Genomic DNA, 26,178 nt, shown 5'->3' on the forward strand with positions numbered 1-26,178 from the left:
TGGAAGCCCCCCGGAGAGCCGAACGGCTCATGTCATCGCTGCCGATCGCGGCTTGTTTGTGGCGGCATTGCCCTCCAGGACGCCGGTAAGCGCCGCCTTGATCCGGGCCTGGCGGGTGGGGTTCTCGATCTTGTGACCGACGAGGTCGGTGACATAGAACGTGTCGACCACCTTCTCGCCGAAGGTCGTGATGTGGGCCGAGGCGATGTCGAGCGACAGGTCGGCGATCGCGCCGGTCAGTTCGGAGAGCAGGCCCGGGCGGTCCAGGCCCTCCACCTCGATCACGGAAAACTTGTGCGAAAGCGTGTTGCGCACCTCGGCGACCGGCGGAATGCGGAACGCCTTGGACCTGCGCTTCGGCTTGGTCTTCTTCTCGATCATGTCCGGCAGCCGCGTCTTTCCGGCGAGCGCCTCCTCGATCAGCTTGCCGACCCGCGCGGCGCGCCGCAGTTCGTCCTCGTCCTGGTCGAACTCCCTGTTGACCAGGATCGTGTCCAGCGCGCGTCCGTCGGAGGTGGTGAAGATCTGCGCGTCGACGATGTTCGCCCCTGCCGCGGCGCAGGCCCCGGCGATGATCGAGAGCAGGCGCGGATGGTCCGGCGTCAGCACGGTGATTTCCGTCACCGCCTCGAAGGACAGGGTGCGAACCTCCGTTGCCAATGGCTTGCCGGCCTTCTGGGTCCGGCGGATGAACCGGGCGTGGCGCACCTGGTCCTCCAGGTCGGTAACGAGATAGTAAGCCGAGTAATGAAGATCGGTATAGGCCTTGATTTCCTCTGGTCCCCAATCGCTGAGGGCATCGGAGAGGCGCTGGCGGGCCCGCTCGGCGCGCTCGTGCCGCGAGCCTTCCGAGAAGCCGCCGGTCAGCAGCAGCAGCGTCTCGTAGAACAGAGTGCGCAGCAATTGCCCCTTCCACCCGTTCCAGACGCCCGGGCCGACACCGCGGATGTCGCATACCGTCAGCACGAGGAGGAGTTTCAGCCGTTCGACCGATTGCACCACTGCGGCGAAATCCTCGATCGTCTTGCGGTCGTTGAGATCGCGCGATTGTGCCACCATCGACATGGTCAGGTGTTCCTGGACCAGCCAGGCCACCATGTCCGTCTCCGTCGCGTCGAGACCCATGTGCGGGCAAAGCCGCTTGGCAATGCGCGCGCCGGCCACCGAGTGGTCTTCCGGCCGGCCCTTGGCGATGTCGTGCAGCAGCAGCGCCGTGTAGAGGATGCGGCGGTTGGCCTTGATTTCCGGGATCAGCTGGCTGGCCAGCGGATGGATGTCGGAGGCTTCGCCTTTCTCGATCGACGACAGCACGCCGATGCAGCGCAGCAGGTGCTCGTCCACCGTGTAGTGGTGATACATGTTGAACTGCATCATCGCGACGATCTTGCGGAAGTCAGGGATGAGCCGTCCCAGCAGGCCGGCCTCGTTCATCCGCCGCAGCGTCATTTCCGGGTCGCGGTCCGACGTCAGCACGTCCATGAACAGCCGGTTGCCTTCCTCGTCGCGGCGAAGGTCGCGGTTGACCAGCTTGAGCGACCGCGTCACGAGCTGCATCGCGTCCGGATGGTATTCCAGGCCATGCTTGTCAGCGAACCAGAACAGCCGGATGAGATTGACCGGATCGGTCTCGAACACGTCCTCGCTGGCGATGTTGATCCGGTCGTTGTCGATGATGAAGTCCTGCGTGCCGGGAATCTTTCGCTTGCGCCGGGAGAACCCGGAAAGAAAGCGGTTGAACCCGGGCGCCTTCTTGGCCTGCTCTTCTTCCAGTTCGGCGCAGAAGATGCGGGTGAGGTCGCCTACGTCCTTGGCGACGAGGAAATAGTGCTTCATGAAGCGCTCGACCGCCGAGAGACCCGGCTTGGACTGGTAGGTGAGCCGTTCCGCGACGTCGCGCTGAAGTTCGAAATGCAGCCGTTCTTCCGGCTTGCCGGTGACGAAATGCATGTGGCAGCGCACCGCCCAGAGAAAATCCTCCGCGCGGCGGAACATGTTGTATTCCTTTCGCGTGAAGACACCCTTCTCGATCAGCTCTTCTGCGGTGCGGACACGGTAGAAATACTTCCCGATCCAGAACAGCGTGTGCAGGTCGCGCAGGCCACCCTTGCCCTCTTTCACGTTGGGCTCGACCTTGTAGCGGCTCTCGCCCTGCTTGGCGTGCCGGTCATCCCGTTCCGCCAGCTTCGCCTGCACGTATTCCGCGCCCGTCCCCTTGACGACCTCCTCGTCGAAGCGGGCCAGCATTTCGTCGCAGAGCGGCTCGTCACCCCACAGGAAACGGGCTTCCAGGATGGCGGTGCGGATGGTGATGTCGGTGCGCGACAGGCGGATACACTCGTCGATGTTGCGGGTCGCATGGCCCACTTTCAGGCCCATGTCCCACAGCATGTAGAGCATGTATTCGACCACCTGCTCGCCCCACGGCGTCTGCTTGTAGGGAAGCAGGAAGAGGAGATCGATATCGGAGCCGGGCGCCAGCGTACCGCGGCCGTAGCCGCCGACCGCGATCACCGCCATGCGCTCGGCCTGGCTGGGGTTCTTGGACCGGTAGACGTGGGTGACGGCGAAGTCGTAGAGAACCCGGATGATCTCGTCCATGACATGCGACAGCCGGATCGCGCAGGCCGTGCCGCCGCCATCGGCCAGCAGCATCTCCTCGGCCCTCGTCCGCCCGTCTTGGAGTGCGGTCTTCAGCAGCGCAAGCACCTGCGCCCGGACGGCCAGGTCCGAGCCGTCGCCGTCGGTGCCCGTCAGGGCGGTCAGGGCTTCCCGCAGCTGATCGGCGTCGATCATCTCGTTCAGCTTCAGTGCCACTCGGGCCATGGATGCGGGTCCTTGTCCGGTCTTGCGCGCGGGCGGCGCGCTCAGTTGGCGGCGTTGTAGGCGGCGATCGCCGCCATGTTGACGATGTCGGAATCCTTGGCGTTCATCGGGACGATCTGCACCGACTTGTCCAGGCCCACCAGCAGCGGCCCGATGACGGTCGAGCCGCCCAGCTCCTGCAGCATCTTCGTGGCGATGGATGCCGAGTGGAAGGCCGGCATGACCAGCACGTTGGCCGGGCCCGACAGGCGGATGAACGGATATTGCTCCATCAGCGCCTCGTTGAGCGCCACGTCGGCGGCCATCTCGCCATCGTACTCGAAGTCGACGCGCCGCTTGTCGAGGATCTGCACCGCCTCGCGCACCCGGTCGGAACGCTCGCCGCGCGGATGGCCGAAGGTCGAATAGGCGAGCATCGCCACGCGCGGCTCATAGCCCATGCGCCGGGCCATTTCGGCGGCTTCCTCGGCAATGTCGGCGAGCTGTTCCGACGACGGCATGTCATGCACCGCCGTGTCGGCGACCAGCACCGTGCGGCCGCGGCACAGGGCCAGCGAAATGCCGATCATGCGATGGCCGGACCGGGCGTCGATGACCCGGCAGACGTCTTCCAGCACTGTCGAGTAGTTGCGGGTCACGCCGGACACCATGGCGTCGGCATCGCCGAGCGCCACCATCGACGCGCCGAAGTGGTTGCGGTCGTTGTTGATCATCCGCTGGCAGTCACGGAACAGGTAGCCCTTGCGCTGCAGCCGCTTGTAGAGGAATTCGGCGTAATCGGAATTGCGGCTGGAAAGGCGCGCGTTGACGATCTCGATGCCCGGGCGGTCGAGATCGACGCCGGCTTCGGCAGCGGTCTGGCGCATCTGCTCCTCGCGTCCGAGCAGGATCGCCGTTCCGAGCCGCTGGTTCACGTAGGCGATGGCCGCGCGCATCACCTGCTCCTCCTCGCCCTCGGCGAAGACGACGCGCTTGGGCTGGCGCCGGACCCGCTCGTAGATGCGCTGCAGCGTCGATGCGATCGGGTCGCGCCGCGCCGACAGTTGCTGCGCGTAGGCTTCCAGGTCGAGGATCGGCATCCGCGCCACGCCGCTGTCCATGGCCGCCTTGGCCACGGCCACCGGAATGGCCGAGATCAGCCGCGGGTCGAAGGGCACCGGGATGATGTATTGCGGACCGAACTGCGGCCGCGTGCCGCCATAGGCCGCTGCCACGTCGTCGGGCACGTCCTCGCGCGCCAGTTCCGCCAGCGCATGCACGGCGGCGATCTTCATCTCCTCGTTGATGGTGGTCGCCCGCACGTCCAGCGCGCCGCGGAAGATGTAGGGGAAGCCGAGCACGTTGTTGACCTGGTTGGGATAGTCCGACCGGCCCGTCGCCATGATGGCGTCGTCACGCAGTTCCGCCACTTCCTCGGGGCTGATCTCCGGATCGGGGTTCGCCATGGCGAAGATGATCGGGTCCTTGGCCATCGAGGACACCATGTCGGGCGTCAGCGCGCCCTTCGCCGACAGGCCGAAGAAGACATCCGCGCCCTGGATGGCGTCGGCGAGCGTGCGCGCATCCGTTTTCACGGCATGGGCCGATTTCCACTGGTTCATGCCGTCCGTGCGGCCCTGGAAGATGACGCCCTTCGTGTCGCAGAGGATCACGTTTTCCGGCGGCATGCCCATTGCCTTGATCAGTTCGATGCAGGCGATCGCTGCCGCACCGGCGCCATTGCAGACCAGCTTCGCGGTCTTCAGGTCGCGGCCCGTCAGGTGCAGCGCGTTCACGAGGCCCGCCGCCGCGATGATGGCTGTCCCGTGCTGGTCGTCGTGGAAGACCGGGATGTCCATGATCTCCCGCAGCCGCTGCTCGATGATGAAGCAGTCCGGTGCCTTGATGTCCTCCAGGTTGATGCCGCCGAAGGAGGGGCCGAGGAAACGCACGCAGTTGACGAACTCGTCGACATCCTGGGTATCCACTTCCAGGTCGATGGAATCGACGTCGGCGAAACGCTTGAACAGCACCGACTTGCCTTCCATCACCGGCTTGGAAGCCAGCGCACCGAGGTTGCCCAGCCCCAGGATCGCCGTCCCGTTCGAAATGACGGCCACCATGTTGCCGCGCGTGGTGTAGTCGAAGGCGCGGCTCGGATCTTCCGCGATCGCCTTGACCGGCACCGCGACACCCGGCGAATAGGCCAGGCTCAGGTCGCGCTGCGTCGCCATCGGCTTGGATGGCGTGATCTCCAGCTTGCCGGGACGCCCGCGTGCGTGAAAGTCGAGTGCCTCCTGTGGAGTGACTGTCGTACCGGCCTGTCGGGGTTTGCGAGATATGGGCATGGGCGTTTCCGGAAGTTTTTGCTGTGGAGCAGTCTCGATAAGGCTACACATCTGCGCTGTAAATCGCCAAACGGGAATTTAGGCTCAGCAACAGGGAGCTTTCCGCCTTGACGCCGGACGCCACAAGCACAGAACCCCATCCCCATCAGCTTGACCGGCTCGGGTCGCCCGAGAGCCTGTCGTCGGCAACGCCGATGATGGAGCAGTTCATCGAGATCAAGATGGCCAATCCGGATTCGCTCCTGTTCTACCGGATGGGCGATTTCTACGAATTGTTCTTCGCCGATGCCGAGATCGCCGCCCGCACACTCGGCATCACGCTGACCCGTCGCGGCAAGCACATGGGCGAGGACATTCCCATGTGCGGCGTGCCGGTCCATGCCGCCGACGACTACCTGCAGAAGCTGATTGCCGCCGGGCATCGTGTCGCCGTCTGCGAGCAGGTCGAGGATCCCGCCGAAGCCAGGAAGCGCGGCTCGAAATCGGTCGTCCGCCGCGATGTCATCCGCCTGGTCACGCCCGGCACGCTGACCGAGGAAAAGCTGCTTGACCCGGCGACCTCCAACCACCTGGCGGCCCTGGGGCGTGTCAGGGGCGAGGGTTACGCGCTGGCCTGGGCGGACATGTCGACCGGCGATTTCCGCGTGGCCGCCCTCGGAGAAGGCGCGCTGGCAGCCGAAATCGCCCGCGTCGATCCGCGCGAACTGGTTGTCGCCGACCCGCTGTTCCATGATCCCGACTTGCGCCCGCTGTTCGATGTGCTGGGCCGGGTGGTCAACCCGCAGCCGGCCAGCCTCTTCGATTCCGCTGCAGCCGCCGACCGTATCGGTCGCTTCTTCGGCGTTGGCGCACTGGACGGGTTCGGCCAGTTCTCCCGTGCCGAACTGTCGGCCATTGCCGGCGTCATCGCCTATGTCGAGAAGACGCAGATCGAGGGCCGTCCGCCGCTGGAGCGCCCGCGCCGCGAGGAAAACGGCGCGGCCATGTATATCGACGCGGCCACGCGAGCCAACCTGGAGCTGTTGCGCACGCTGTCCGGCAGCCGCGACGGCTCGCTGCTCAAGTCGATCGACCGTACCGTGACCGGCGGCGGCGCGCGCCTGCTGGCGGACCGGCTGACGGCGCCGCTGACCGACCCGCGAGCCATCGCCGCGCGTCAGGATTCCGTGGCCTTTTTTCTCGATGACCCGGATTTTTCCGGCCGGCTTCGGGCCTTGCTGAAGGCGGCACCGGACATGCCGCGCGCCTTGACCCGTCTCGCGCTGGACCGCGGCGGCCCGCGCGATCTCGGCGCCATTCGCGCCGGCCTGGTCGCGGCCGGGGAAGCAGCCGCCCTCCTCGACGAGGCCATCCTGCCCGGTGAACTGGAAGCCGCCCGGGGCGCGCTGAGGAGCCTCCCGCAGGCCCTGGGTGACCACCTCGCACGCGCATTGGGAGAGGATTTGCCGCTGCTCAAGCGCGATGGCGGCTTCGTGGCCTCGGGCTACCACGGCGAACTGGACGAGATGCGCGCGCTTCGCGACCAGTCGCGCCGGGTGATCGCTGCCATGCAGGCCGATCTGATCGAGGAAACCGGGATACGTTCCCTGAAGATCCGGCACAACAACGTGCTGGGCTACTATATCGAGGTCACCGCCAACCATCAGGGCAGCCTCAACGGTACGCCGGAGGCCAAGGCGCGCTTCATCCATCGCCAGACCATGGCCAGCGCCATGCGGTTCACCACCACGGAACTGGCCGAACTGGAAAGCCGGATCGCCAATGCCGCCGGACGGGCGCTGGAGATCGAGTTGGAGATCTTCGCGGTGCTGGTCGCGGAAACGGTTGCCGCCGCAGAAGCGATCCGCGCCGCGGCCGAAGCCCTCGCCGTGCTCGACGTCTCCGCGGCGCTCGCCGTTCTGGCCGAAGCCGAGAACTGGACCCGCCCGAAGGTCGATGACAGCCTGGCGTTCGACATAGCCGCCGGCCGCCATGCCGTTGTCGAGCAGGCGTTGCGCCGCCAGGCGGCCGATCCCTTCGTGGCAAACGACTGTGATCTCTCGCCCGAGACCGACGGCGGAGACGGGGCGATCTGGCTCCTGACCGGCCCGAACATGGGCGGCAAGTCCACCTTCCTGCGCCAGAACGCGCTGATCGCCATCCTGGCGCAGATGGGGGCCTGGGTGCCGGCGGCATCGGCACATGTCGGGGTCGTGGACCGCCTGTTCAGCCGTGTCGGAGCGTCCGACGACCTGGCCCGTGGCCGATCCACCTTCATGGTCGAAATGGTCGAGACCGCGGCCATCCTCAACCAGGCCGGCCCGCGGTCTCTGGTCATCCTCGACGAGATCGGGCGCGGCACCGCCACGTTCGATGGCCTGTCGATTGCCTGGGCCGCACTCGAGTTCCTGCACGACAAGAACCGGTGCCGGGCGATTTTCGCCACCCATTTCCACGAGATGAACGCGCTGACGGCGCGCCTGCCGCGCCTGCACTCGGTTACGGTGAAGGTGCGCGAGTGGAACGGGGAGGTGATTTTCCTGCACGAGGTCGCGCGCGGCGCCGCCGACCGTTCCTACGGCGTTCAGGTCGCTCGCCTTGCCGGCCTGCCGGAAGCCGTGGTCGAGCGGGCGCGGGAGGTGCTTGGCAAGCTGGAAGCCGGCGAAACGGCCTCGCCCGCTGCGCGTCTCGCCGATGACCTGCCGTTGTTCAGCGCCGCTGTCCGGGTGGAGAAACCCGCGCCGAAGAAGGATGACGCGCTGGAGCGCGCGGTGGCGGACCTGCTCCCCGACGAGATGACGCCGCGCGAGGCGCTGGACGCGCTCTATCGCCTCAAGGCACTGGTGCCGAAGCAGTCCTGAGCCGGCTACTGCTTCGGGGCGTAGTGCTGCAGGTAGCGCTCGCCGATCCGCTCGATCGGCAGGATGACGAGCACGTCCACCGTGCGGAAATCCGCGTCGACCACGCAGCCGTCGCCGATCATCGCGCCCAGGCGCAGGTAGCCTTTGACCAGCGGCGGCAGGGCGGACATGGCGGCCTTGGGGTTCACCGCTTCCGCCGGCATCAGGTCCATGGCGTGGTAGTGCGCCGGCAGCGCGGAAGCCCGCCAGGCGCCGGTGGCCGCGAAATTGTAGGCCAGGAAGGTCAGCGCTTCGGCGTGGGCCGCCGGCACCGTGCCGTGCAGCGATGCGCAGCCGGTCATCACGTCGATCTTGTGATGGTTGCAATAGGTCCAGATGCCCTGCCAGAGCAGTTCGACCGTGCGCTTGTGCCGGTAGCTTGGCAGGACGCAGGAGCGCCCGAGTTCCAGGAAATTGCGGGTCGGATGGCGGCGGATGAGGCTGTCGAGATTGAACTCTTCGCTGGTGTAGAACCCGCCGCCCTGTTGTGCCCTCTCCTGGCGCAGCAGGCGGTAGGTGCCGACGATCTGGTCATGCTCGGAGCCGTCGATGGACGTGTCGATCACCAGCAGATGATCGCAGATCATGTCGAAGCGGTCGGCGTCCCGCTGTTCGAGGTCGTGAATATCGGCCCGCTTGGCACCGAGTTCCTCATAGAAGACGCGAAAACGGACAGCCTGGGCAGCGGCGATCTCCGCGCTGTTTCGCGCCAGGCGGACTTCCATCGATCCGATTCGGCCCAGGACGCCCTTCGGTTCCGCAAGCGCGCTGATTGCCAGTGCATGTTCCATCACGAATGATGCGTTAGGCTGAATCTCTCGTGCAATCAAGCGGGCATCCATGACGGCGAATCTCCAGTCTGGTATCGACGCGACAGCAGATACAGACGGAATGCAACAGGCCGGTGACAGAGCGGTGACCGTGCCAAGGCGGCAATCGGGTCATTTGACGGCTATCTTCGCCGGATGTCAGGCGGCCGCGTCCAGCACGGCGGCGACGAGGCGGTCCGGGTCGAGCGGTTTGGTCAGGAAGCCGTTGGCGCCGTGGGCCAGCGCCTGCGTTCGGGTTTCCTCCTGGCTGTCCGCCGTCAGCACCAGCACCGGCGTGGTCGCGCTCCTGTCGGCCTCTTCGGCGGCGCGAATGCGTGCCAGGGCGTCGAGCCCGTCCATCACCGGCATGTGCAGGTCCATCAGCACGACGTCGAACGGCGTGTCGCAGGCGGCCATGTAGAGCTCGACGGCAGCGCCGCCGTCGCAGGCCACGGTCACCCGGTGCCCCGCCCGCGTCAGGGCCGCCCGTGCCAGCATGGCGTTGACGGGGTTGTCCTCGGCCAGGAGGATGTTCAGCCCGCGCCGCGATTGCGCCGCCGGTTCGAATGGCGCCGCATCGGCCTTCGCGGTGTCCGGTTCCCCGTCGGGGCTGGAAAGGATGCGCAGCAGCGTGCGCCCGCGCACGGGGCGGGCAAGGAAATTCCGGTACCCGGTCTCGCGAAGCTGGGCCAGCCGGCCGCGATCGCGCGGCGCGATCAGGATGACCGGGTTGCCGGTGACCAGCCCCTGCGCACGCAGGGCCTCCAGGCGATGGCCGTCTTCCAGCGCGGCATCGATCAGGATGGCGTCAAAGGCCGTGCCATTGGGCATTTCTGCCGGTTCGTGGGGATTCTGGATGTGAACCGATGCCCCTTCGGCGCGGAGCGTCGCGGCAAGGATGTCCGCTTCCATCGCGTTGGAAAGAAGGAGCAGGAACGTCTTGCCGGCCATGACGTTCCTGGCCACGTTCGGGCAGGCGTCGCACGGCACCGTGAAAAGGAAGGTCGATCCCTTCCCGGGCGTGCTGTCCACCGTGATCGTGCCGCCCATGGCGGTGACAATGCGCCGCGAGATGGCAAGGCCGAGACCGGCACCGCCATGCCGGCGTGTCGAGGTGCCGTCGGCCTGCTCGAAATCGCCGAAGATCCGTTCGTGGTCCTCGGGCTTGAGACCGGGGCCGGTATCGCGCACCCGGATGGCAAGCGAGGGTCCGGCCGCGCCGCCCTTGATGCCGACATGGATGGACACGCCACCCTCGTCGGTGAACTTCACCGCATTGCCTGCCAGGTTCAACAGCACCTGGCGCAGTTTGCCCGGGTCGGTGATGACCGTTTCCGGCACGCGCGGGTCGATATGCGCGGCAATCGCGATATCCTTGGCATAGGCCCGAGACGCCAGCAGCTCGACCACGCTGTCCACCGTCTCGCGGATCGGCACTGCCTGCGGCTCGGTCTCGATGCGGCCGGCCTCGATCTTGGAGAAGTCGAGCAGGTCTTCGATCAGCAGCAGCAGCGCGTCAGCCGAAGTCGAGACCGAATCGACATAGGTCTTCTGTTCCGGTGTCAGGCCGGTGTCGGCGAGCAGCCGGCTCATGCCGATGATCCCGTTCATCGGCGTCCGGATCTCGTGGCTGACCGTGGCCAGGAAGCGCGACTTTGCCTGGCTTGCCGCCTCGGCCCGTTCCCGCGCTTCGATGAGGTCGGTCTCCGCCTTCTTGCGCGCCGTGATGTCGCGGGCGATCGCGCGATGCGAAACCGCACCGGTCACGCCGTCGCGGACGGAGTGCTCCGTCCAGGAGAACCACCGCGTTCCAGCCTCTGTCTGAACGGCGACGTCGCAGGACATCAGGCAGCCGCTGCCGGCCAGGTCCGGATCGGGCGCCATGTCGAGCACGATGCCGAGGTCGGCCAGGGTCAGGCCCTGGATCGCGTCCAGGTCCAGGCCGAGCAGGGCCGCGAAGGGGGCATTGGCATAGGTGATACGGCCGTTCCGGTTGCGATGCACCACCAGGTCGCCCAGGGCATCGATGAGGTCGAGGAAACGTTCCTCGCTCTCCTGCAACTCCCACATCCGGTCCGCCAGGGCCTCGTAGTCGGCTTCCTGGGCTTCCACGGACGAGGCGAACCGGGCGAGGCGGCGTCGTTCGCGCCGGTCGAGCAGGACGCCGGCGAACGCGCTCGCCAGCCCGAGGCCAGCCAGTGTCATCGTCACGAGGCCGGACGACCCGTCGAGCGATGTCAGCCCGGCGAGCATGATCGCTGCGAAGGCCGCGATCATCAGGAGTTTCCCGGCCCCGGTCTCGCGGGCCTGCAGTCTCCGGTGCTCTGCCGCGATCGGCGCGACCATTCCGGCCGCCCGCTTGGAGCGTGGCGGCTTGGCTGGTTCCGGTGCTGGCAGGGTCCTCTGGTCCATGGGCCGTACTCTAGCCCGTGGACGCTTAGGGAAGCCTGTGAACGATCGTTAAAAGTTGAACGGTTTGCGTTGATTTGCCGATCACGCGGTCATGTCCACCGCCACCCGGCCGCGGATCTTGCCGTCCACGATCGCCGTGGCGGCGTCGATGATGCCGTCGAACCCGATGGTCCGCGACAGCTGCTCGAGCTTGGCCATGTCGAGATCCTGCGACAGCCGTTGCCAGGCCGCCATCCGCCGTGCTTTCGGCGCCATCACCGAATCCACCCCGAGCAGGGCAACCCCGCGCAGGATGAACGGCGCCACCGTCGACGGCAGGTCCATGCCCTGCGCCAGGCCGCAGGCCGCGACGGCGCCGCCGTAACTGATCTGCGACAGCACGTTGGCCAGCGTATGCGATCCCGCAACGTCGATCCCGGCGGCGAAGCGTTCCTTGCCGAGCGGCCGGCCCGGTTCGGAGAACTCGGCCCGGTCGATGATCTCGCTGGCGCCAAGGTCCTTCAGGAAACCGGCCTCGTCCGGGCGGCCCGTCGAGGCGACGACCGTGAAACCGAGCTTCGCGAGAACCGAAATGGCCACCGTGCCGACCCCGCCGGCCGCACCGGTGACGACCACCGGGCCGTCCTCCGGCCGGATGCCGTAGCGCTCCAGCGCCATGACGCAGAGCATGGCCGTGTAGCCCGCCGTGCCGATGGCCATGGCCTGCAGCGGCGTCATGCCCGCCGGCAGCGGCACCAGCCAGTCGCCCTTCACGCGTGCCTTGCCGGCATAGGCGCCCCAGTGGGTTTCGCCGACACCCCAGCCGTTGAGCACCACCTTGTCGCCTTCCTTCCAGTCGGGATGGGTCGAGGCGGTGACCGTGCCGGCGAAGTCGATGCCGGGCACCATCGGCCAGTGCCGCACCACCGGTGCCTTGCCTGTGATCGCCAGCCCGTCCTTGTAGTTGACCGTGGTTGCCTCGACGGCCACCGTGACGTCGCCTTCCATCAGGTCGCTGTCGGACAGCTCCGTCGTCGTGACCGATTGCTTCTTGTTTTCGTCGCGCGAGATCAGGATGGCCTTGAAGGTCGAGCTCATGATGGATCCTCCGGGAATGTCAGCGGGTTTCATGTGGCCCGGTCAGCGCGCCCGCGTCAATCGCTGCCGGCCTTTTCGGCACGCCGCCAGGACACGAATTCCTCCAGCAGAACGAGGCCGGCACCCAGCGTGATCCAGACATCGGCCAGGTTGAAGACCGCGAACGACCAGGCGGGCGTGTGGAACAGGAAATAGTCGACCACGTAGCCAAGCAGGACCCGGTCGATCAGGTTGCCGATCGCCCCGGCGATGATCAGCGTGAAGCCCAGGTGGGCGAGGCGCTGACCGGGCCCGGAGATCCAGGCCAGCCAGAGCACGAAGGCGGCGATGACCAGCGACAGGACGATCAGCCCGCCGGCACCGAAATCAGCCAGCAGCGAGAAGGCGATCCCGGTGTTGTGCGTGCGGAACAGCGCGAAGAACGGCAGCAGGTCGATCTGCTCGTGATAGCCCATGCCGGTTTCGACCAGGTGCTTGATCCACTGGTCGAGCGCGATGAAACCTGCCGCCAGCACGCTGTGGATCACAACGGTGCGCGACTGCGTCATGCCCGCGGCTCCAGCGAAAGCGCAGCACGCCGGATTTCGTAGAGCATCACGCCAGTGGCCACTGCCAGGTTGAGCGAATCGGCGCGCCCGGCTTGCGGGATCCGCAGCAGCCGGTCGCAGCAGGCCGCCAGGTCGTCCGGCAGCCCCTGGCTTTCGTTGCCCATCAGCAGCAGAACCGGTTGCCCGGAAAAATCCACCGTGCGGTAGTCGACCGACCCCTTCAGGTGGGTTCCGGCCACCATGCCGGTCCATCCCCGGCGCCAGGCGAGAAACTGCTCCCGGCTGGCACGGATGATTGGCACCGCGAAGACCGAGCCCATCGTGGCCCGCACCGTCTCCTGGGAGAACGGGTCGGTCGTCTCGCCGACAAGGATGATGCCCTTCGCGCCTACCGCGTCGGCGGTGCGCAGGATCGTGCCGAGATTGCCGGGGTCGCGCACCCGGTCGAGCGCGATCCAGACGTCGTCGCCACTGGCCCGGATACCGGAGAGCGTCGCGTAGTGCTGGTCGAAGACCCCCGCCACCATCTGCGGATTGTCCTTGCGGCTGATGGCCGACAGGACTTTCTCGCTCACTTCCAGCACGTCGCCGCCCGCCGCGATGGTGCGCGCGGCCAGGGACTGGATGTCGGTACGGTCCTTGACCGCGTTCGAGAAGACCAGCATGCGGATGCGCCAGCCGAGATCGAGCGCATCGATCACCAGTTTCTGCCCCTCGGCCAGGAACGTCTGGCTCTGGTCGCGGTACTTCTTGATCGCCAGCGCCTTGATGTCCTTGACCAGCGGGTTGGAAACGCTGGTGATCTCCTTCACGCGGCCGGGCGCGGCCAGGTCTCTGTGTCCGGTCATGGCGCGATCCAGCGGCTGAACAGCGAGGTCGACAGCGCGCGGCCCGCGGAGGCTTCCCGGATCACCAGTTCTCCGGATTCCACGCGCCCGCTCATGCCGGCGAAAGTGTCGCGCATCAGGGCGTGGATGGCGAAAAAGGAGGCCCGGATGGAATAGGCGGTCAGCACCACCGCCAGCGGCTTCGGCGTGAGGATCTGGCGGCACAGGTCCGCCATCAGCGGCAGGTTGTCGAACAGTTGCCAGACCTCGCCTTTCGGACCACGGCCATAGGCCGGCGGGTCGAGCAGGATGATGTCATGGCCATTGCCGCGCCGGGCCTCGCGCTCCACGAATTTCAGCGCGTCCTCGCAGATCCAGCGGATCGGTTTGTCGGAAAGGCGTGCGATCTCCTGGTTCTCGCGCGCCCAGCCGATGGCCTTCTTCGACGCGTCCACGTGGGTGACTTCCGCCCCGGCCCGCGCCGCTACCAGCGAGGCCAGCCCCGTGTAGCCGAACAGGTTGAGCACCTTGACCGGCCGTCCTGCGCCGCGGATCAGGTTTTCCATGTGCTGCCAGTGGGTCGCCTGCTCCGGGAACACGCCGACATGGCGGAACGAGGTGAATCGGCCGAGGTAGTCGATGCCGTCGTGCTTCATCGGCCAGGTTTCGCCCAGCGCGGCATGCGGGAACCGCCAGCGGCCCATGCCTTCCTCGTCGGTATCGCCGGTGAAGACCGCGTCCGCCCTGGCCCACTCGGCTTCCGACAGCGCAGGCCGCCAGATGGCCTGGCCCTCGGGCCGCTCGATGAGATAGGGACCGTAGCGCTCCAGCTTTCGCCCGTCGCCGCTGTCGATCAGCGCGTAGTCCTCGCCGGGTGGCACTTCCAGGATGACCGGCAGCCGCTCGTCCGGCAAAGCGCCGTCACGGCGCGGAATGCGGGCCGACGCAGCCGCCGGCCTGTCTGCCTGCACGGCTTCCGGCCGTGGCGCGGAAGCGCGGTCAGGCTTCGGCCCGCGGACGTCGTTGCGCCGGTCGCCCGGAGCCTGTGCATGGCCCCGCTCGGGCCGTTTGCCGCGGCTGGTCTTCCTTGCGCCGGCGCGTGGCGGTTTGCCCTTGTCCTTCAACGCTGTCGCCTCGTCATCGCTGTTCGCGCCGCTTCTGCCACAGGCCCGCCATCCTGTCCATCGCGTCGCCTTGACCGGGGGGCCCCGAGGCGGCAACCTGCGAACACCTGACATTCTGCAACCCGGAAACGAATTCGATGCCCGAGTCCTATCGCGAGAACGCGGCCGCCGTGACCTTCTGGGGCCTGATGGTCTGCCTGTTCCTCGCCATCGTCGTTTACGTGATCGGCTGAAGCCGCCGGGTCACGCCCCGTCGTTGGCTTCCCAGACGGCAATGCCGGCTGCCAGGTCTTCGAGCGCGGCTCCGACCGACTTGAACACAGTGACGGAGGCATCGTCGGACCGGCCCTCCGAACCGCCGCGGGTCAGGTCGTAGAAGTCGCCGCGCACGCGCTCTTCCGTCAGTGCGCCGGACGCAAGGGCCTGGACGATGTCGCCGCCCTCCTTGAGCGCGCCCGCGCGGGTGTCGACAAAGACCTCTCCGCGCCGCATCAGTTCATCGTCGCTCTCTCGCATCGTCGGCGTGAAGGCGCCGACGAGATCGACGTGGGTTCCAGGCTTCACCATGCTGCCTTTGATCAGCGGCACCGTTGACAGCGTGCAGCAGGAAATGATGTCGGCGTCCTGCTGGGCGGTGTCGAGGTCATCGCTGAAGCGGGCCTCGAAACCGGCCGCCGACAGGCGGCTGGCCATGGCTTCGCCGTTTTCCGCCGAGCGGTTCCAGACCGTCACGCGGCGGATCGGCCGCTGGCTGGCATGTGCCGCGACCAGTTCTCCCGCCAGCGTACCGGCGCCGCAGACCAGCAGGTGGCTGGCGTCGGCCCTCGCGAGGTAGGACCCGGCCAGCGCGGAAGCGGCCGCCGTGCGCCGTGCAGTCAGCCTTTGCCCGTCGATGATGGCCAGAGGTGCGCCGGTCTCGCCCTCGAGCAGGAGATACTGTCCCATCACGGCCGGCAGGCTGCGGCTGTTGTTGTCCGGGCTGACGGTGACGATCTTGATGCCGATATAGCCACCTGCCGACGTGCCCGCCTTCTGGAAATCGCTCCACGCCGGCATCAGCAGGAGGGTCGAATCGGCGCCGTCCGGACGTTCGATCGTGTGGTGGTGGCGGACCGGCTGGACCATGCCGTCGTGAAAGGCCGTGCGCAGGGCTTCGACAAGACGCGGATAGGGGAGCGCGGCGTCGACGGCGTCGGGACCGATGACCTTCATTCGATTCGTCCGTTCAGTTGTGCGACGGGGCGAGCGCGGTCGATGTGCCGGTGACCTTGGCCGTTTCGGCGGCGCGCAGTTCCTTGACTTCGCGGCCACGCTGACGTGCCTGCTTGCGGTAGCGCCCCTGGGTCCACCAGGTCGCGAACGAACCGATGACCATGCCGAGCACGAGGGCGAGGAAGAGGTAGGCAAACAGCGGCCATTGCACCGTGAGCACGGGATTGCCGGGGTTGAACGGATCCAGCGTGAACGGGACGGCCCCGCGGTTGGCGACCGCCAGCGCGATCAGCACGACGGCAACGGGAACCAGGATCAGGACGGTGACGAGACGATTGAGCATGGCGATCGGATCCGGTTTGAACGTTTTGAGCGGCAGCAGGCTGCCAATGCCCCTTCTAGAGCAATTCCGGCAAAAGTGGGAACCGGTTTCGTGTCCGGAATTGCATGTGAAGAGGGCGACCGGACATTCGAGCGATCCAGGGAATGGCGGAAATGCTCTAGTCCGCGTTCAGGCGCTCGCGCAATTCCTTGCCCGTCTTGAAGAAGGGCACCCACTTTTCTTCCACGTGCACCGATTCCCCGGTACGCGGATTACGGCCCGCCCGCGCCGGGCGGTTCTTGACGGAAAAGGCGCCGAAGCCGCGCAGCTCGACACGGTTTCCCTGTGACAGCGCGTCTGTGATCTCGTCGAAAATCGCGTTGACGATGTTTTCCACGTCACGCTGGAACAGGTGGGGATTCTTGCTGGCAATGATCTGGACGAGTTCGGATTTGATCACGTGGAGTCCCTTTCCAGTAGCGGTGGCCGACGATGCCCGAGCACCGGTAAAAATATCAATTTTCCTGAATAGCGCCAACAGGTTGCCAGAGCGAAAGCAGGCCGTCAAGGAACAGCCCTTCGCCGGCGAGCGCCTTCAGTGCGGCCAGACTGTCCGTCTCCAGTCCCAGGAGCTGCGATGCCAGCGCCAGCGGAAGCCCGCCGAGCGTGGAATCGGCCGGTTTCTTCCACTCGATCACCTTGAGATCGGTCCCGACGCCCTTGGTTTCCAGCCAGGCCTTGGCCTCGTCCATGCCGCCGAGTTCGTCCACCAGCTTGCGCTCCAGTGCCTGCCGGCCGGTGAAGACAGACCCATCGGCCAGCCGCCGCACCTCGTCCTCGCTCAGCGGACGCCGGTCTGCCACGAGGCCGACGAACCACTCGAAACTGTCCATGATCATCGAGCGCATCATGGCCCGCTCGGCCTCGGTGGTTTCGTTGAACGGCGAGGGCTCGGCCTTCAGCGGCGCGGACTTGATGGTGTCGACTCGGACCCCGATCTTGTCGAGAAGGCTTGCGACGTTGGGAATCTGGGCGAGCACGCCGATGGAGCCGACGATCGATGTCTTGCGCGCCACGATGTGGTCGCTCGCGCTGGCGATCATGTAGCCTGCGGAGGCCGCCAGCGTGCCGACCTGTGCAACGACCGGTTTCTTTTCGGCGAGCTTGCGGACCGCCTCGAAGATCGCTTCGCCGCCCACCGTCGTTCCGCCCGGCGAATCGATGGTCAGCACGACACCCTTCACGCGGTCGGCCTTGCGTACGTCGTTGATGCGCTTGAGGAGGTCCTCGTCTTCCGTGATCGTCCCCTCGATGCGGATCTGGGCAATGTGGTCGCTGCCCTTGCCGCTGAATTCGTCCCGCATGCCAGTGGCGGCCACGACGATGATGGCCAGGCCCGCAACGACGAAGGCGGCCACGCGCCAGAAGGTGACCTTTCGCCTCAGCCGCCGCCTGTCGATGATCGAATCCGCTTCCTGGTTCATGCGCCTGTCTCCATCAACTGGAACCGTCCGGGGAGTCCTAGAGCAATTCCAGCGAAAGTGGAAACCGGTTTCGCTGGAATTACCGGCAAACGCGGCGACAGGGCCTCGCGGCGTTTCGGCGAAGGACTGTTTTGCAAGTCCGCGAAAGCATGACATTCGCCGCGGGGGTCTCGCGCGCGCCCGGTGTTTATCGAAAAATAACCACAATGACTTGCAATAAGGCCGCCCTTGGGTCAATCGGTGGATGCAATCGCCGCTCCATGCCCGCCATTGGTACGACGTGAAGGAGAAATCCGCTGCAGACGGCCGCTGTCACAGCAACGACCGCCACCGCCAGGTTCGGGGCGACGTCGGCCGGCGCCGCGCCGCGCCGCGACTTCACGCCCGAATCCGCGTTCGCCGAGGCGCGACGCCACACCCGGCGCGTCCGTTTTCTCAAGCGGCTGCTGCCCTTCCTGGCCGGCGCCATTGCCGTGGTCTTCGGCGCCTATTCCTGGATCGTGACCCCCGGCAAGGTCTCCATCGACGTCGCCTCCAGCGGTTTCGTCGATGGAAAGCTGATCATGGCCTCGCCCAAGCTGGACGGCTACACGAAGGAAAACCGCGCCTATTCCATGACGGCCAGCCGCGCCATCCAGCAGCCGGGCAACATGGACCAGTTCGACCTGGAGGATATCGTCGCGCGCCTGCCCCTGACCGACCAGCAGATCGCCGACGTGACCGCCGCCACCGGCTCCTATGACAACAAGTCGCAGAAGCTGATCGTCGACAGCCCCATCTCCATCGCCACCAGCGACGGGCTGAAGGCGAAGCTCAAGGATGCCCGCATCGACGTCGGGTCCGGCACGCTCGAAACCGAGAAGCCGGTGGACATCCGGCTTGACGGATCGGTCATTACCGCCGATTCCATGCAGGTGAAGGACAATGGCAAGGTTCTGGTCTTCGACCGGAACGTCAAGCTGACGCTGGAGCCGCAGCAGGCGCGCGAGCGCCGCAAGGCAGAGACCGCGAAAAAGGATTGATCGCATGAAATTCCTGGCTGGCCCCGCTTTGGCCGCGCTGACATTCGCCCTGCTGGCGTCGCCGGCCATGGCGCAGGACCGGGCGACGGGCCTCAAGCTCGATTCCAACAAGCCGATCCAGATCGAGAGCAACAACCTGGAGGTGCGCGAGGCGGAAAACGTCGCCATCTTCACCGGCAACGTCGCCGTGCAGCAGGACAAGACGGTCCTCAAGGCCGGGCGGATGAAGGTCTACTACAAGAAGGACAGCGGTTCGGCGACGACCGGCTCCGCCGACATCGACCGGCTCGAGGTCGACGGCAAGGTCTACGTCCGCTCCGAGGAGCAGGAGGCCACCGCCGACAAGGGCACCTATGACATGACGAGCCAGTTGCTGGTCCTGTCGGGCGACAAGGTGGTGCTGACCGAGGGATCCAACATCATCGTCGGCTGCCGGCTGACCGTGAAGACCGACACCGGGCTGGCCCAGCTTGAGCCTTGCAAAAGCACCGGCGGGCGCGTGAAGATGCTGCTGACGCCGGGCGAAGCCCGCAAGAAGACCGGAAACTGAGCGCCCTCCGGGCTTCCGCCCGGACTGACAGACGGATTGGACGCGTGGGTTTTTTTCAACGACGCAAGCCGGAAGGCGCCGGGGTACCCGACGGTGCGGTGCAGGCCGCGACGCCGGATGACCGCTACAAGGGCACGCTGATCGCCCGTGGCCTGACCAAGAGCTACAAGGGCCGCCAGGTGGTGGCCGGCGTGTCCATGGGCGTTCGCTCGGGCGAGGCGGTCGGCCTGCTCGGTCCGAACGGCGCCGGCAAGACCACCTGTTTCTACATGGTCACCGGGCTCGTCGCCGCCGACAACGGCTCCATCGAGATCGACGGGCACGACGTCACCCACCTGCCGATGTACCGCCGTTCCAGGCTCGGAATCGGCTACCTGCCGCAGGAAGCCTCGATCTTCCGCGGGCTTTCGGTCGAAGACAACATCATGGCCGTGCTCGAGGTCGTCGAACGCGACCGCAAGGAACGCAAGGCGCAACTCGACCAGCTCCTCGACGAATTCCACATCGCGCACCTGCGCAAGGCCCCCTCCATCGCCCTGTCGGGCGGCGAGCGCAGGCGCCTGGAAATCGCTCGCGCCCTGGCCAGCCGGCCGAATTTCATGCTGCTGGACGAGCCTTTCGCCGGGGTCGATCCTATCGCCGTCGCCGATATCCAGCAACTCGTTCGACACCTGACGGCCCGCGGCATCGGCGTCCTCATCACCGATCACAATGTCCGCGAGACCCTCGGCCTGATCGACCGCGCCTACATCATCCATGCCGGCGCCGTGCTGACCCATGGCCGGCCTGCCGATATCGTCGCCAACCCCGATGTGCGCAGGCTTTATCTCGGCGAAAGCTTTACCCTCTGATAACCATCGCCCGACCGGATTCGGGTGTCCAGGCGGATTAATTTGTCCCGGATACCTTTTAGTAGTGCTTGACAAGCAAGGTTCAGGCCAAGTTCTATGAACGAGTTTGTGCACCGCATCCAGCGGCGCAACACCGGAACGTCGGTCGGGGCAAGGGACTGGAATGGCGCTTTCTGCCAAGCTGCAGGTCAAGCAGACACAATCGCTGATCATGACGCCGCAACTGATGCAGTCCATCCGGCTGCTGCAGTTCACGGCCATTGAACTCGATCGCTTCGTCGAGCAGGAAATCGAGCGCAATCCGCTCATCGAGCGCGATGAGCGCGCAGATGATCCGGAACCGGAACGGGAAGCCGCGCCGGCCGAGACCGGCGATGACTCCTGGCTGAAGAAGGACCTGGAGTGGGACACGTCGGCCATTTCCGACAAGCTGGACACGTCGCTCGAGAATGTCTTCCCGGATGATCCGGGAACCCGCGAGGCGGTGCCGCTGCAACTGGAATCGAGCTGGAAATCGGCGCCGTCGTCCGGTAGTTCGGGCGAGGCCTTCGACCTCGACCAGGTGACCGCGGCTCCGGTGACCCTGTCCGATCACGTGCGCGAGCAGATCGCCCTGACCATCCGCGATCCCGGCGAACGGTTGATCGCGGCCGAACTGGCCGACGGACTCGATCCCGGTGGATGGTATGGAGGCGACCTGGCGGAAGTCGCCGGGCGGCTCGGCGTCGGACTGGACCGGGTCGAAGCCGTGCTTGAGACCTGCCAGCGCTTCGATCCGCCCGGCCTTTTTGCCCGCTCCCTCGCCGAGTGCCTCGCCCTGCAATTGAAGGTCAGGGATCGCTTCGATCCGGCCATGGAGGCCATGGTCGCCAACCTGGAACTGCTTGCCCGGCGCGATTTCCAGTCGCTGAAGCGGATCTGCGGCGTCGACGAGGAGGATCTCGTCGACATGATGGCGGAAATCCGCAGTCTCGACCCGCGCCCCGGCACCGCCTTTGAAAGCGCTGTCGCCGACCCCATCATCCCGGATGTCTTCGTCACCCGGGCGGCCGACGGGTCCTGGGCGGTCGAGCTCAACCCGGATGCGCTGCCGCGTGTCCTGATGAACCAGGCCTATGCCAACAAGGTCCAGGCCGGCGCCCGGACCCGGGAGGAACGGGAGTTCCTGGCCGATTGCCTCCAGAACGCCAGCTGGCTGACGCGCAGCCTCGACCAGCGGGCGCGCACCATTCTGAAGGTCGCCTCCGAGATCGTCCGCCAGCAGGACGGGTTCCTCGTTCACGGCGTCTCGCACCTGCGGCCGCTCAACCTGCGCACCATTGCCGACGCCATTGCCATGCACGAATCGACGGTCAGCCGCGTCACCGCCAACAAGTACATGATGACGCCGCGCGGGGTCATCGAGATGCGCTATTTCTTCACGGCGGCCATTGCCTCGGCGGAAGGCGGCGACGCTCACTCCGCCGAATCGGTGCGCCATCGCATCCGCCAGCTCATCGACAAGGAAACCGCCGCCTCCGTGCTGTCCGACGATGCCATCGTGGACAAGCTGCACGCGGCAGGCATCGACGTTGCGCGGCGCACTGTCGCCAAGTATCGCGAGGGGATGAACATTCCCTCCTCCGTTCAGCGCCGCCGCGAGAAGCGCGCCATCGAGAAGGCCGGAGCCTGAGCGGGCGGGTTTCGTGCCTTGGACGTCCGTCCGTCCCCGGATTTGGTCCTGCTTCATTGACAAGCCGTCGCGGCAGGACTAAGAGCGCGCCCCATCGACGGATTTGGATCCGCCCGCCACGGGGGCGGTTTCGCAGGATGATCGAAAGCGGAAAATCCGGCCGGGACGCGTGGTCACTTTCCCTTGTCTGGCGTTGTCACCGGTGTAGAATCAGCCTCTGATTTGGAAGAGAGGACTTTCCATATGAGTTTGCGCATTTCGGGAAAGCAGATGGAGATCGGCGACGCGTTCAGGACGCGGATCGAGGATCGCATCAACGAGGCTGTCGACAAGTATTTCGACGGAGGTTTCTCCGGCAAGGTGACGGTCGAAAAGAACGCCTCCCGTTTTGACGCCGATTGCACGCTCCACATCGACACGGGGGTCGTGCTTCAGTCGGCCGGACGTGCCATGGACCCGCAGGCCGCGTTTGACGAAGCGGCCGAGAAGCTGGAGAAGCGCCTTCGCCGCTACAAGCGCCGGCTGAAGTCGCATCACCGTGACAGCGATACCGGGCTCGACATCGCCTATCGCGTGATGGCGCCGGTGGCGGACGAGGACGAGGAGGTGCCGGAGGATTTCGCGCCGACCGTTGTCGCCGAATCGACGCTTTCGCTTCGCCAGATGAGCGTTGCGTCCGCCGTTATCGAGCTCGACATGAAGGACAGCCCCGTCTTCGTGTTCCGCAACTCCGCCAATGATCAGGTGAACATCGTCTACCGTCGCGCTGATGGCAATATCGGCTGGATCGACCCTTCCTCCGGGTCGATGGCGGCTGAGTAGAAACCCAACACCCTTCCGGGGCCACCGCCGATCCCCATCGGCACGAGCAACCGGTAGAAAGGCTGATCATGGCTCTCGGCGATCTGGTGAGCATCAACGCCATATTCCCGGCGGTGAAAGCCAATTCCAAGAAGCAGCTCCTGCAACTCCTGGCCGAGAAGGCCGCGGCGCTGACGGGGCTGCCCGAGCGGGAGATCTTTGACACGATTCTCCAGCGCGAGCGTCTCGGGTCCACCGGTGCGGGCAACGGGCTGGCCATTCCGCATGGCAAGCTGCGCTCGATCGGCAAGATCACCGGGCTCTTCGCGCGTCTGGAAACGCCCGTCGACTTCGAGGCGATCGACGATCAGCCGGTGGATCTCGTCTTCCTCCTGCTGGCGCCGGAAGGAGCCGGCGCGGATCACCTCAAGGCCCTGTCGCGGATTGCGCGCGTCATGCGCGATCCCGAGACCGTGGCCAAGATCCGTGGTGCTGGAAACGTGGAAGCCATCCATGCGCTTCTGGCCGGCGAGGCGGCTTCGAACGCCGCCTGAGGCTGCAAGGCCCGTCCGGGCGGCAGCAAGAAGCCTGTCACCGTCAGGCGTCATCGCCTGGCGCGGCGCGGATGGGCGCGGACGGTGGTATCGCCGCCCGGCAATCGTCAATGCAGGCTGACGGCCTGCAGGTCGTTTTCCCAGGCACCGGCAACCGCGACATCACGCGCATTGGCCAGCAGGATCGGGTTTCCGTTCGCCGCGAACAGCGTCCAGATATCCAGCCCGGGCGCAATGTCGGCGATGCCCGGGTAGGCAGCCAGCAACTCGTCGCTTTTCATCTTGCGGACATAGGCCACCTGGCCCTCGCCCAGGTGGGCCAGTTCGCTGTTGGACAGGATCGAAGTCGTGCGATCTTCGGTCATGGGATCAGCCTCCTTCATGAGGAAGGGATCTCCTCCACGGGACAATCCCCTCATAGAGCTGTTAACAAGTCGTGAAGGCAGCGGTTCCGCTGCCTGCCGTCAATCGCGGACCGCGATATCGATTTTCCGGACCAGCCGCTCCGGTTCCGGGCGCTCCAGGTCAATGGCGAGAAGGCCGTTCTTGAGCTCGGCGCTGAGCACTTTCATGCCATCGGCGAGCATGAAGGCCCTCTGGAACTGCCGCGCGGCAATGCCGCGATGCAGGAAGTCGCGGTTCTCGTCGTCCTGCTGGCGGCCGCGGATGATGAGCTGGTTTTCCTCGGTGGACACGTCGAGTTCGCTCTCGCTGAACCCGGCCACCGCCAGCGTGATCCGTAGCCGGACATTCGAGATCTCCGCACCGTGGAGCCGCTCGATGTTGTAGGGCGGATAGCCGTCACCGCTCTTGGCGATGCGTTCGATGGTCTTTTCCATCGCGTCGAACCCCAGCAGAAGCGGGCTCGAAAAGGGCGTCATGCGCGTCATGGTCCAAGTCCTCCGAGAGCGACCCAAGGCGTCCCGGCCCGTCTGGCGCCCGAACGCATGTCACTGATATGGTCGGGCCAACGAGATGATTCAAGAGAGGGATACATCGTGGCTGCGCCGCAAAAGATCATTATCGACACCGATCCCGGTCAGGACGACGCCGTTGCCATCCTGCTGGCGCTGGCCAGTCCGGAACTGGACGTGCTGGGCATATGCGCCGTCGCCGGCAACGTGCCGCTGCATCTGACGGAAAAGAATGCCCGCAAGATCTGCGAATTGGCGGGAAAGCCGGAAGCGAGGGTCTATCGCGGCGCGGTCCGCCCGCTGTTGCGCACGCTCGTCACGGCAGAGGAGGTACATGGCAAGACCGGCCTCGACGGCCCCGAACTGCCGGAACCGGCGATGGCCCTGCAGCCCGGTCACGCGGTCGATTTCATCATCGACACGCTGATGCACGAGGAACCGGACACGGTGACGCTCTGCACGCTGGGGCCGCTGACCAACGTCGCCCTGGCGCTGAACCGCGAACCCCGCATCGCGCCGCGCATCCGGCGCATCGTGATGATGGGCGGCGGCTATTTCGAACAGGGCAATGTCACGCCGTCGGCCGAGTTCAACATCTATGTCGATCCCCATGCCGCCGACGTGGTGTTCCGCTCCGGTATCGACATCGTCATGATGCCGCTCGATGTGACCCACAAGGCGCTGACCACGCGCGCCCGTGTCGATGCGATCCGGGCCATCGCCACGCCGGTCGGAAAGGCGACGGCGGAACTGCTCGATTTCTTCGAACGCTACGATGAATCGAAATACGGCACGGACGGCGGACCACTGCATGACCCCTGTGTCATCGCCTGGCTGCTTCAGCCGGAACTGTTTTCCGGCCGCCACTGCAATGTCACGGTGGAAACCATGTCCGAGCTGACGATGGGCTCCACGGTCGTGGACTGGTGGGGCGTCACGGACCGGCCGAAAAACGCCCATGTGATGCGCGATATCGATGCCGACGGTTTCTTTGCCCTGTTGACGGAGCGCCTCGCCCGCCTATGAAGCCTGTTTTTCGAGCGCGGCCTCGACATCGCCACGCAGCGGGATGGCCGGTTGCGCGCCGGGCCTGAGGCAGGCCAGAGCCCCGGCCGCCGACGCCAGCCGCAAGGCGTCTTCCAGCGCCAGGCCGCGGTCCAGCCCGGCGGCGAGATAGCCGCAGAATGTGTCGCCGGCGCCCACCGTGTCGACCGGCGTGATGGTGAGTGACGGCACGGCGATGCTGCCCTCCGGCGTCATGGCCACCGCGCCCTCGCCACCCAGCGTGACGATGATCGTGCGACCGGTCGAATGAACGAAATTGGCCATCCGTGCCTCGCGGGTCTGGCCGAGCAGGCCGAGGGCTTCGGCGTAGAGATCGAACTCGGTTTCGTTGGCGATCACGTAGTCGGCCTGTCCGAGAAGACCGGCAGCCTCCTCGCGATAGGGCGCCGTGTTGAGCAGGCTGGTACCGCCCGCTGCCCGCACCGCTTCCAGCGCCGTGGCCACGGTACCGAGCGGGATCTCGTGCTGCAGCAGCACGTGGCCGCCGGCCGAGGCGGCCTGCCGCGCCATGGCTTCCGTCACCAGGTCGTTGGCTCCTGGCACCACGGCGATCATGTTCTCGCCGTCGCCGCCGACGAGGATCAGCGCCGTGCCTGTCGGGCCGTCGGCACGGGCCAGGCCGGAAAGGCTCACGCCGCCGGCAGCGAGCAGGGCCAGCGCCTCGTCCGCGAAGGCGTCCGTTCCCACCGCCCCGACCATGCGCGTGGCAGCGCCGGCCCGCGCTGCCGCGAGCGCCTGGTTTGCGCCCTTGCCGCCCGGCGCGCTGGAAAACCCGTTGCCCGGAACGGTTTCGCCGCGGCCGGGAAGGCGTGCGACAGTGGCAATCAGGTCGAGATTGATGGAACCGATGACGGTGATCATGGCGGGCCTCGCGTTTGCTCCGGCGAAGCTATCCTGCCGCCCGC

At 66.1% G+C, this 26,178-nt stretch carries 22 protein-coding genes and 1 pseudogene; 8 read left to right on the forward strand and 15 right to left on the reverse strand.

What is annotated here, in order from left to right; all coding sequences use genetic code 11:
• Positions 1 to 27 precede the first annotated feature (27 nt).
• Positions 28 to 2,823, reverse strand: coding sequence for a [protein-PII] uridylyltransferase (locus tag CSC94_RS01550; RefSeq protein ID WP_099303038.1), 2,796 nt, complete (start codon positions 2,821 to 2,823; stop codon positions 28 to 30).
• A gap of 41 nt (positions 2,824 to 2,864) precedes the next feature.
• The gene (locus CSC94_RS01555) at positions 2,865 to 5,150 is read right to left on the reverse strand and encodes an NADP-dependent malic enzyme (protein ID WP_099303040.1); all 2,286 of its coding nucleotides are present in this window, start codon (positions 5,148 to 5,150) and stop codon (positions 2,865 to 2,867) included.
• A 194-nt stretch (positions 5,151 to 5,344) separates the two neighbouring features.
• Here CSC94_RS01555 and mutS point away from each other — a divergent pair, with 194 nt between their 5' ends.
• Complete coding sequence (gene mutS / locus CSC94_RS01560; protein WP_099303042.1) at positions 5,345 to 7,990, forward strand: DNA mismatch repair protein MutS; 2,646 nt, start codon at positions 5,345 to 5,347, stop codon at positions 7,988 to 7,990.
• Between the two features lie 5 nt (positions 7,991 to 7,995).
• Here mutS and olsB read toward each other — a convergent pair whose 3' ends face one another.
• The 10 genes from olsB to sppA form a co-directional block, all read right to left on the reverse strand.
• Complete coding sequence (gene olsB / locus CSC94_RS01565) at positions 7,996 to 8,820, reverse strand: l-ornithine N(alpha)-acyltransferase (protein ID WP_245408223.1); 825 nt, start codon at positions 8,818 to 8,820, stop codon at positions 7,996 to 7,998.
• A 177-nt stretch (positions 8,821 to 8,997) separates the two neighbouring features.
• The gene (locus CSC94_RS01570; protein ID WP_099303046.1) at positions 8,998 to 11,250 is read right to left on the reverse strand and encodes a PAS domain-containing hybrid sensor histidine kinase/response regulator; all 2,253 of its coding nucleotides are present in this window, start codon (positions 11,248 to 11,250) and stop codon (positions 8,998 to 9,000) included.
• A gap of 81 nt (positions 11,251 to 11,331) precedes the next feature.
• A complete protein-coding gene (gene acuI / locus CSC94_RS01575; RefSeq protein WP_099303048.1) occupies positions 11,332 to 12,327 on the reverse strand; it encodes an acrylyl-CoA reductase (NADPH) in 996 nt (331 codons plus the stop codon).
• 56 nt (positions 12,328 to 12,383) lie between these two features.
• Positions 12,384 to 12,875: a signal peptidase II gene (gene lspA / locus CSC94_RS01580; protein WP_099303050.1), complete on the reverse strand. Its 492-nt coding sequence runs from the start codon at positions 12,873 to 12,875 to the stop codon at positions 12,384 to 12,386.
• Entirely contained in the window at positions 12,872 to 13,723 is an 852-nt protein-coding gene (locus CSC94_RS01585) for a TrmH family RNA methyltransferase (RefSeq protein WP_099303052.1), read from the reverse strand. Before CSC94_RS01585 ends, lspA begins: the two co-directional genes overlap by 4 nt.
• Entirely contained in the window at positions 13,720 to 14,826 is a 1,107-nt protein-coding gene (locus CSC94_RS01590; protein WP_099303054.1) for an RsmD family RNA methyltransferase, read from the reverse strand. The genes CSC94_RS01585 and CSC94_RS01590 overlap by 4 nt, the downstream gene beginning before the upstream one ends.
• Before the next feature lie 243 nt (positions 14,827 to 15,069).
• Positions 15,070 to 16,038, reverse strand: coding sequence for a bifunctional Delta(1)-pyrroline-2-carboxylate/Delta(1)-piperideine-2-carboxylate reductase (gene lhpI, locus CSC94_RS01595; RefSeq protein WP_099303056.1), 969 nt, complete (start codon positions 16,036 to 16,038; stop codon positions 15,070 to 15,072).
• 13 nt (positions 16,039 to 16,051) lie between these two features.
• Positions 16,052 to 16,381, reverse strand: coding sequence for a lipopolysaccharide assembly protein LapA domain-containing protein (locus CSC94_RS01600; RefSeq protein WP_099303058.1), 330 nt, complete (start codon positions 16,379 to 16,381; stop codon positions 16,052 to 16,054).
• 157 nt (positions 16,382 to 16,538) lie between these two features.
• Positions 16,539 to 16,820, reverse strand: coding sequence for an integration host factor subunit beta (locus CSC94_RS01605; protein ID WP_099303060.1), 282 nt, complete (start codon positions 16,818 to 16,820; stop codon positions 16,539 to 16,541).
• A 55-nt stretch (positions 16,821 to 16,875) separates the two neighbouring features.
• Entirely contained in the window at positions 16,876 to 17,844 is a 969-nt protein-coding gene (gene sppA, locus CSC94_RS01610; RefSeq protein ID WP_099303062.1) for a signal peptide peptidase SppA, read from the reverse strand.
• Positions 17,845 to 18,317: 473 nt separating this feature from the next.
• Here sppA and lptC point away from each other — a divergent pair, with 473 nt between their 5' ends.
• The 6 genes and pseudogenes from lptC to ptsN all read left to right on the forward strand — a co-directional run bounded on the left by lptC (position 18,318) and on the right by ptsN (position 23,294).
• Positions 18,318 to 18,866: an LPS export ABC transporter periplasmic protein LptC gene (lptC, locus tag CSC94_RS01615; RefSeq protein ID WP_099303064.1), complete on the forward strand. Its 549-nt coding sequence runs from the start codon at positions 18,318 to 18,320 to the stop codon at positions 18,864 to 18,866.
• 4 nt (positions 18,867 to 18,870) lie between these two features.
• On the forward strand, positions 18,871 to 19,416 hold the full coding sequence (locus CSC94_RS01620; protein ID WP_099303066.1) for an LptA/OstA family protein: 546 nt from the start codon (positions 18,871 to 18,873) through the stop codon (positions 19,414 to 19,416).
• Between the two features lie 122 nt (positions 19,417 to 19,538).
• A pseudogene (gene lptB / locus CSC94_RS01625) lies at positions 19,539 to 20,267 on the forward strand (LPS export ABC transporter ATP-binding protein); the annotation flags it as partial.
• 163 nt (positions 20,268 to 20,430) lie between these two features.
• Positions 20,431 to 21,939: an RNA polymerase factor sigma-54 gene (gene rpoN / locus CSC94_RS01630; protein ID WP_099303068.1), complete on the forward strand. Its 1,509-nt coding sequence runs from the start codon at positions 20,431 to 20,433 to the stop codon at positions 21,937 to 21,939.
• A 243-nt stretch (positions 21,940 to 22,182) separates the two neighbouring features.
• Positions 22,183 to 22,761: a ribosome hibernation-promoting factor, HPF/YfiA family gene (hpf, locus tag CSC94_RS01635; protein ID WP_099303070.1), complete on the forward strand. Its 579-nt coding sequence runs from the start codon at positions 22,183 to 22,185 to the stop codon at positions 22,759 to 22,761.
• A gap of 68 nt (positions 22,762 to 22,829) precedes the next feature.
• Positions 22,830 to 23,294, forward strand: a complete 465-nt coding sequence (ptsN, locus tag CSC94_RS01640; RefSeq protein ID WP_099303072.1) for a PTS IIA-like nitrogen regulatory protein PtsN — start codon at positions 22,830 to 22,832, stop codon at positions 23,292 to 23,294.
• 107 nt (positions 23,295 to 23,401) lie between these two features.
• Here ptsN and CSC94_RS01645 read toward each other — a convergent pair whose 3' ends face one another.
• Positions 23,402 to 23,659 carry a BQ00720 family protein gene (locus CSC94_RS01645; protein ID WP_099303943.1) on the reverse strand — a complete coding sequence of 86 codons (258 nt, stop codon included), beginning with the start codon at positions 23,657 to 23,659 and terminating at the stop codon, positions 23,402 to 23,404.
• 99 nt (positions 23,660 to 23,758) lie between these two features.
• Complete coding sequence (locus CSC94_RS01650) at positions 23,759 to 24,184, reverse strand: Hsp20 family protein (protein ID WP_099303074.1); 426 nt, start codon at positions 24,182 to 24,184, stop codon at positions 23,759 to 23,761.
• 108 nt (positions 24,185 to 24,292) lie between these two features.
• Here CSC94_RS01650 and CSC94_RS01655 point away from each other — a divergent pair, with 108 nt between their 5' ends.
• Positions 24,293 to 25,234 (forward strand): nucleoside hydrolase, encoded by a 942-nt coding sequence (locus tag CSC94_RS01655; protein WP_099303076.1) that lies wholly within the window; start codon positions 24,293 to 24,295, stop codon positions 25,232 to 25,234.
• On the opposite strand, the gene CSC94_RS01660 is transcribed toward CSC94_RS01655, so the two are convergent.
• Positions 25,229 to 26,134 carry a ribokinase gene (locus tag CSC94_RS01660; protein WP_099303078.1) on the reverse strand — a complete coding sequence of 302 codons (906 nt, stop codon included), beginning with the start codon at positions 26,132 to 26,134 and terminating at the stop codon, positions 25,229 to 25,231. The two genes, CSC94_RS01655 and CSC94_RS01660, sit on opposite strands and share 6 nt — an antisense overlap.
• Positions 26,135 to 26,178: the final 44 nt, after the last annotated feature.

Origin of the sequence: Zhengella mangrovi, from assembly GCF_002727065.1 — a bacterium.
Classification (GTDB): Bacteria; Pseudomonadota; Alphaproteobacteria; order Rhizobiales; family Rhizobiaceae; genus Zhengella; species Zhengella mangrovi.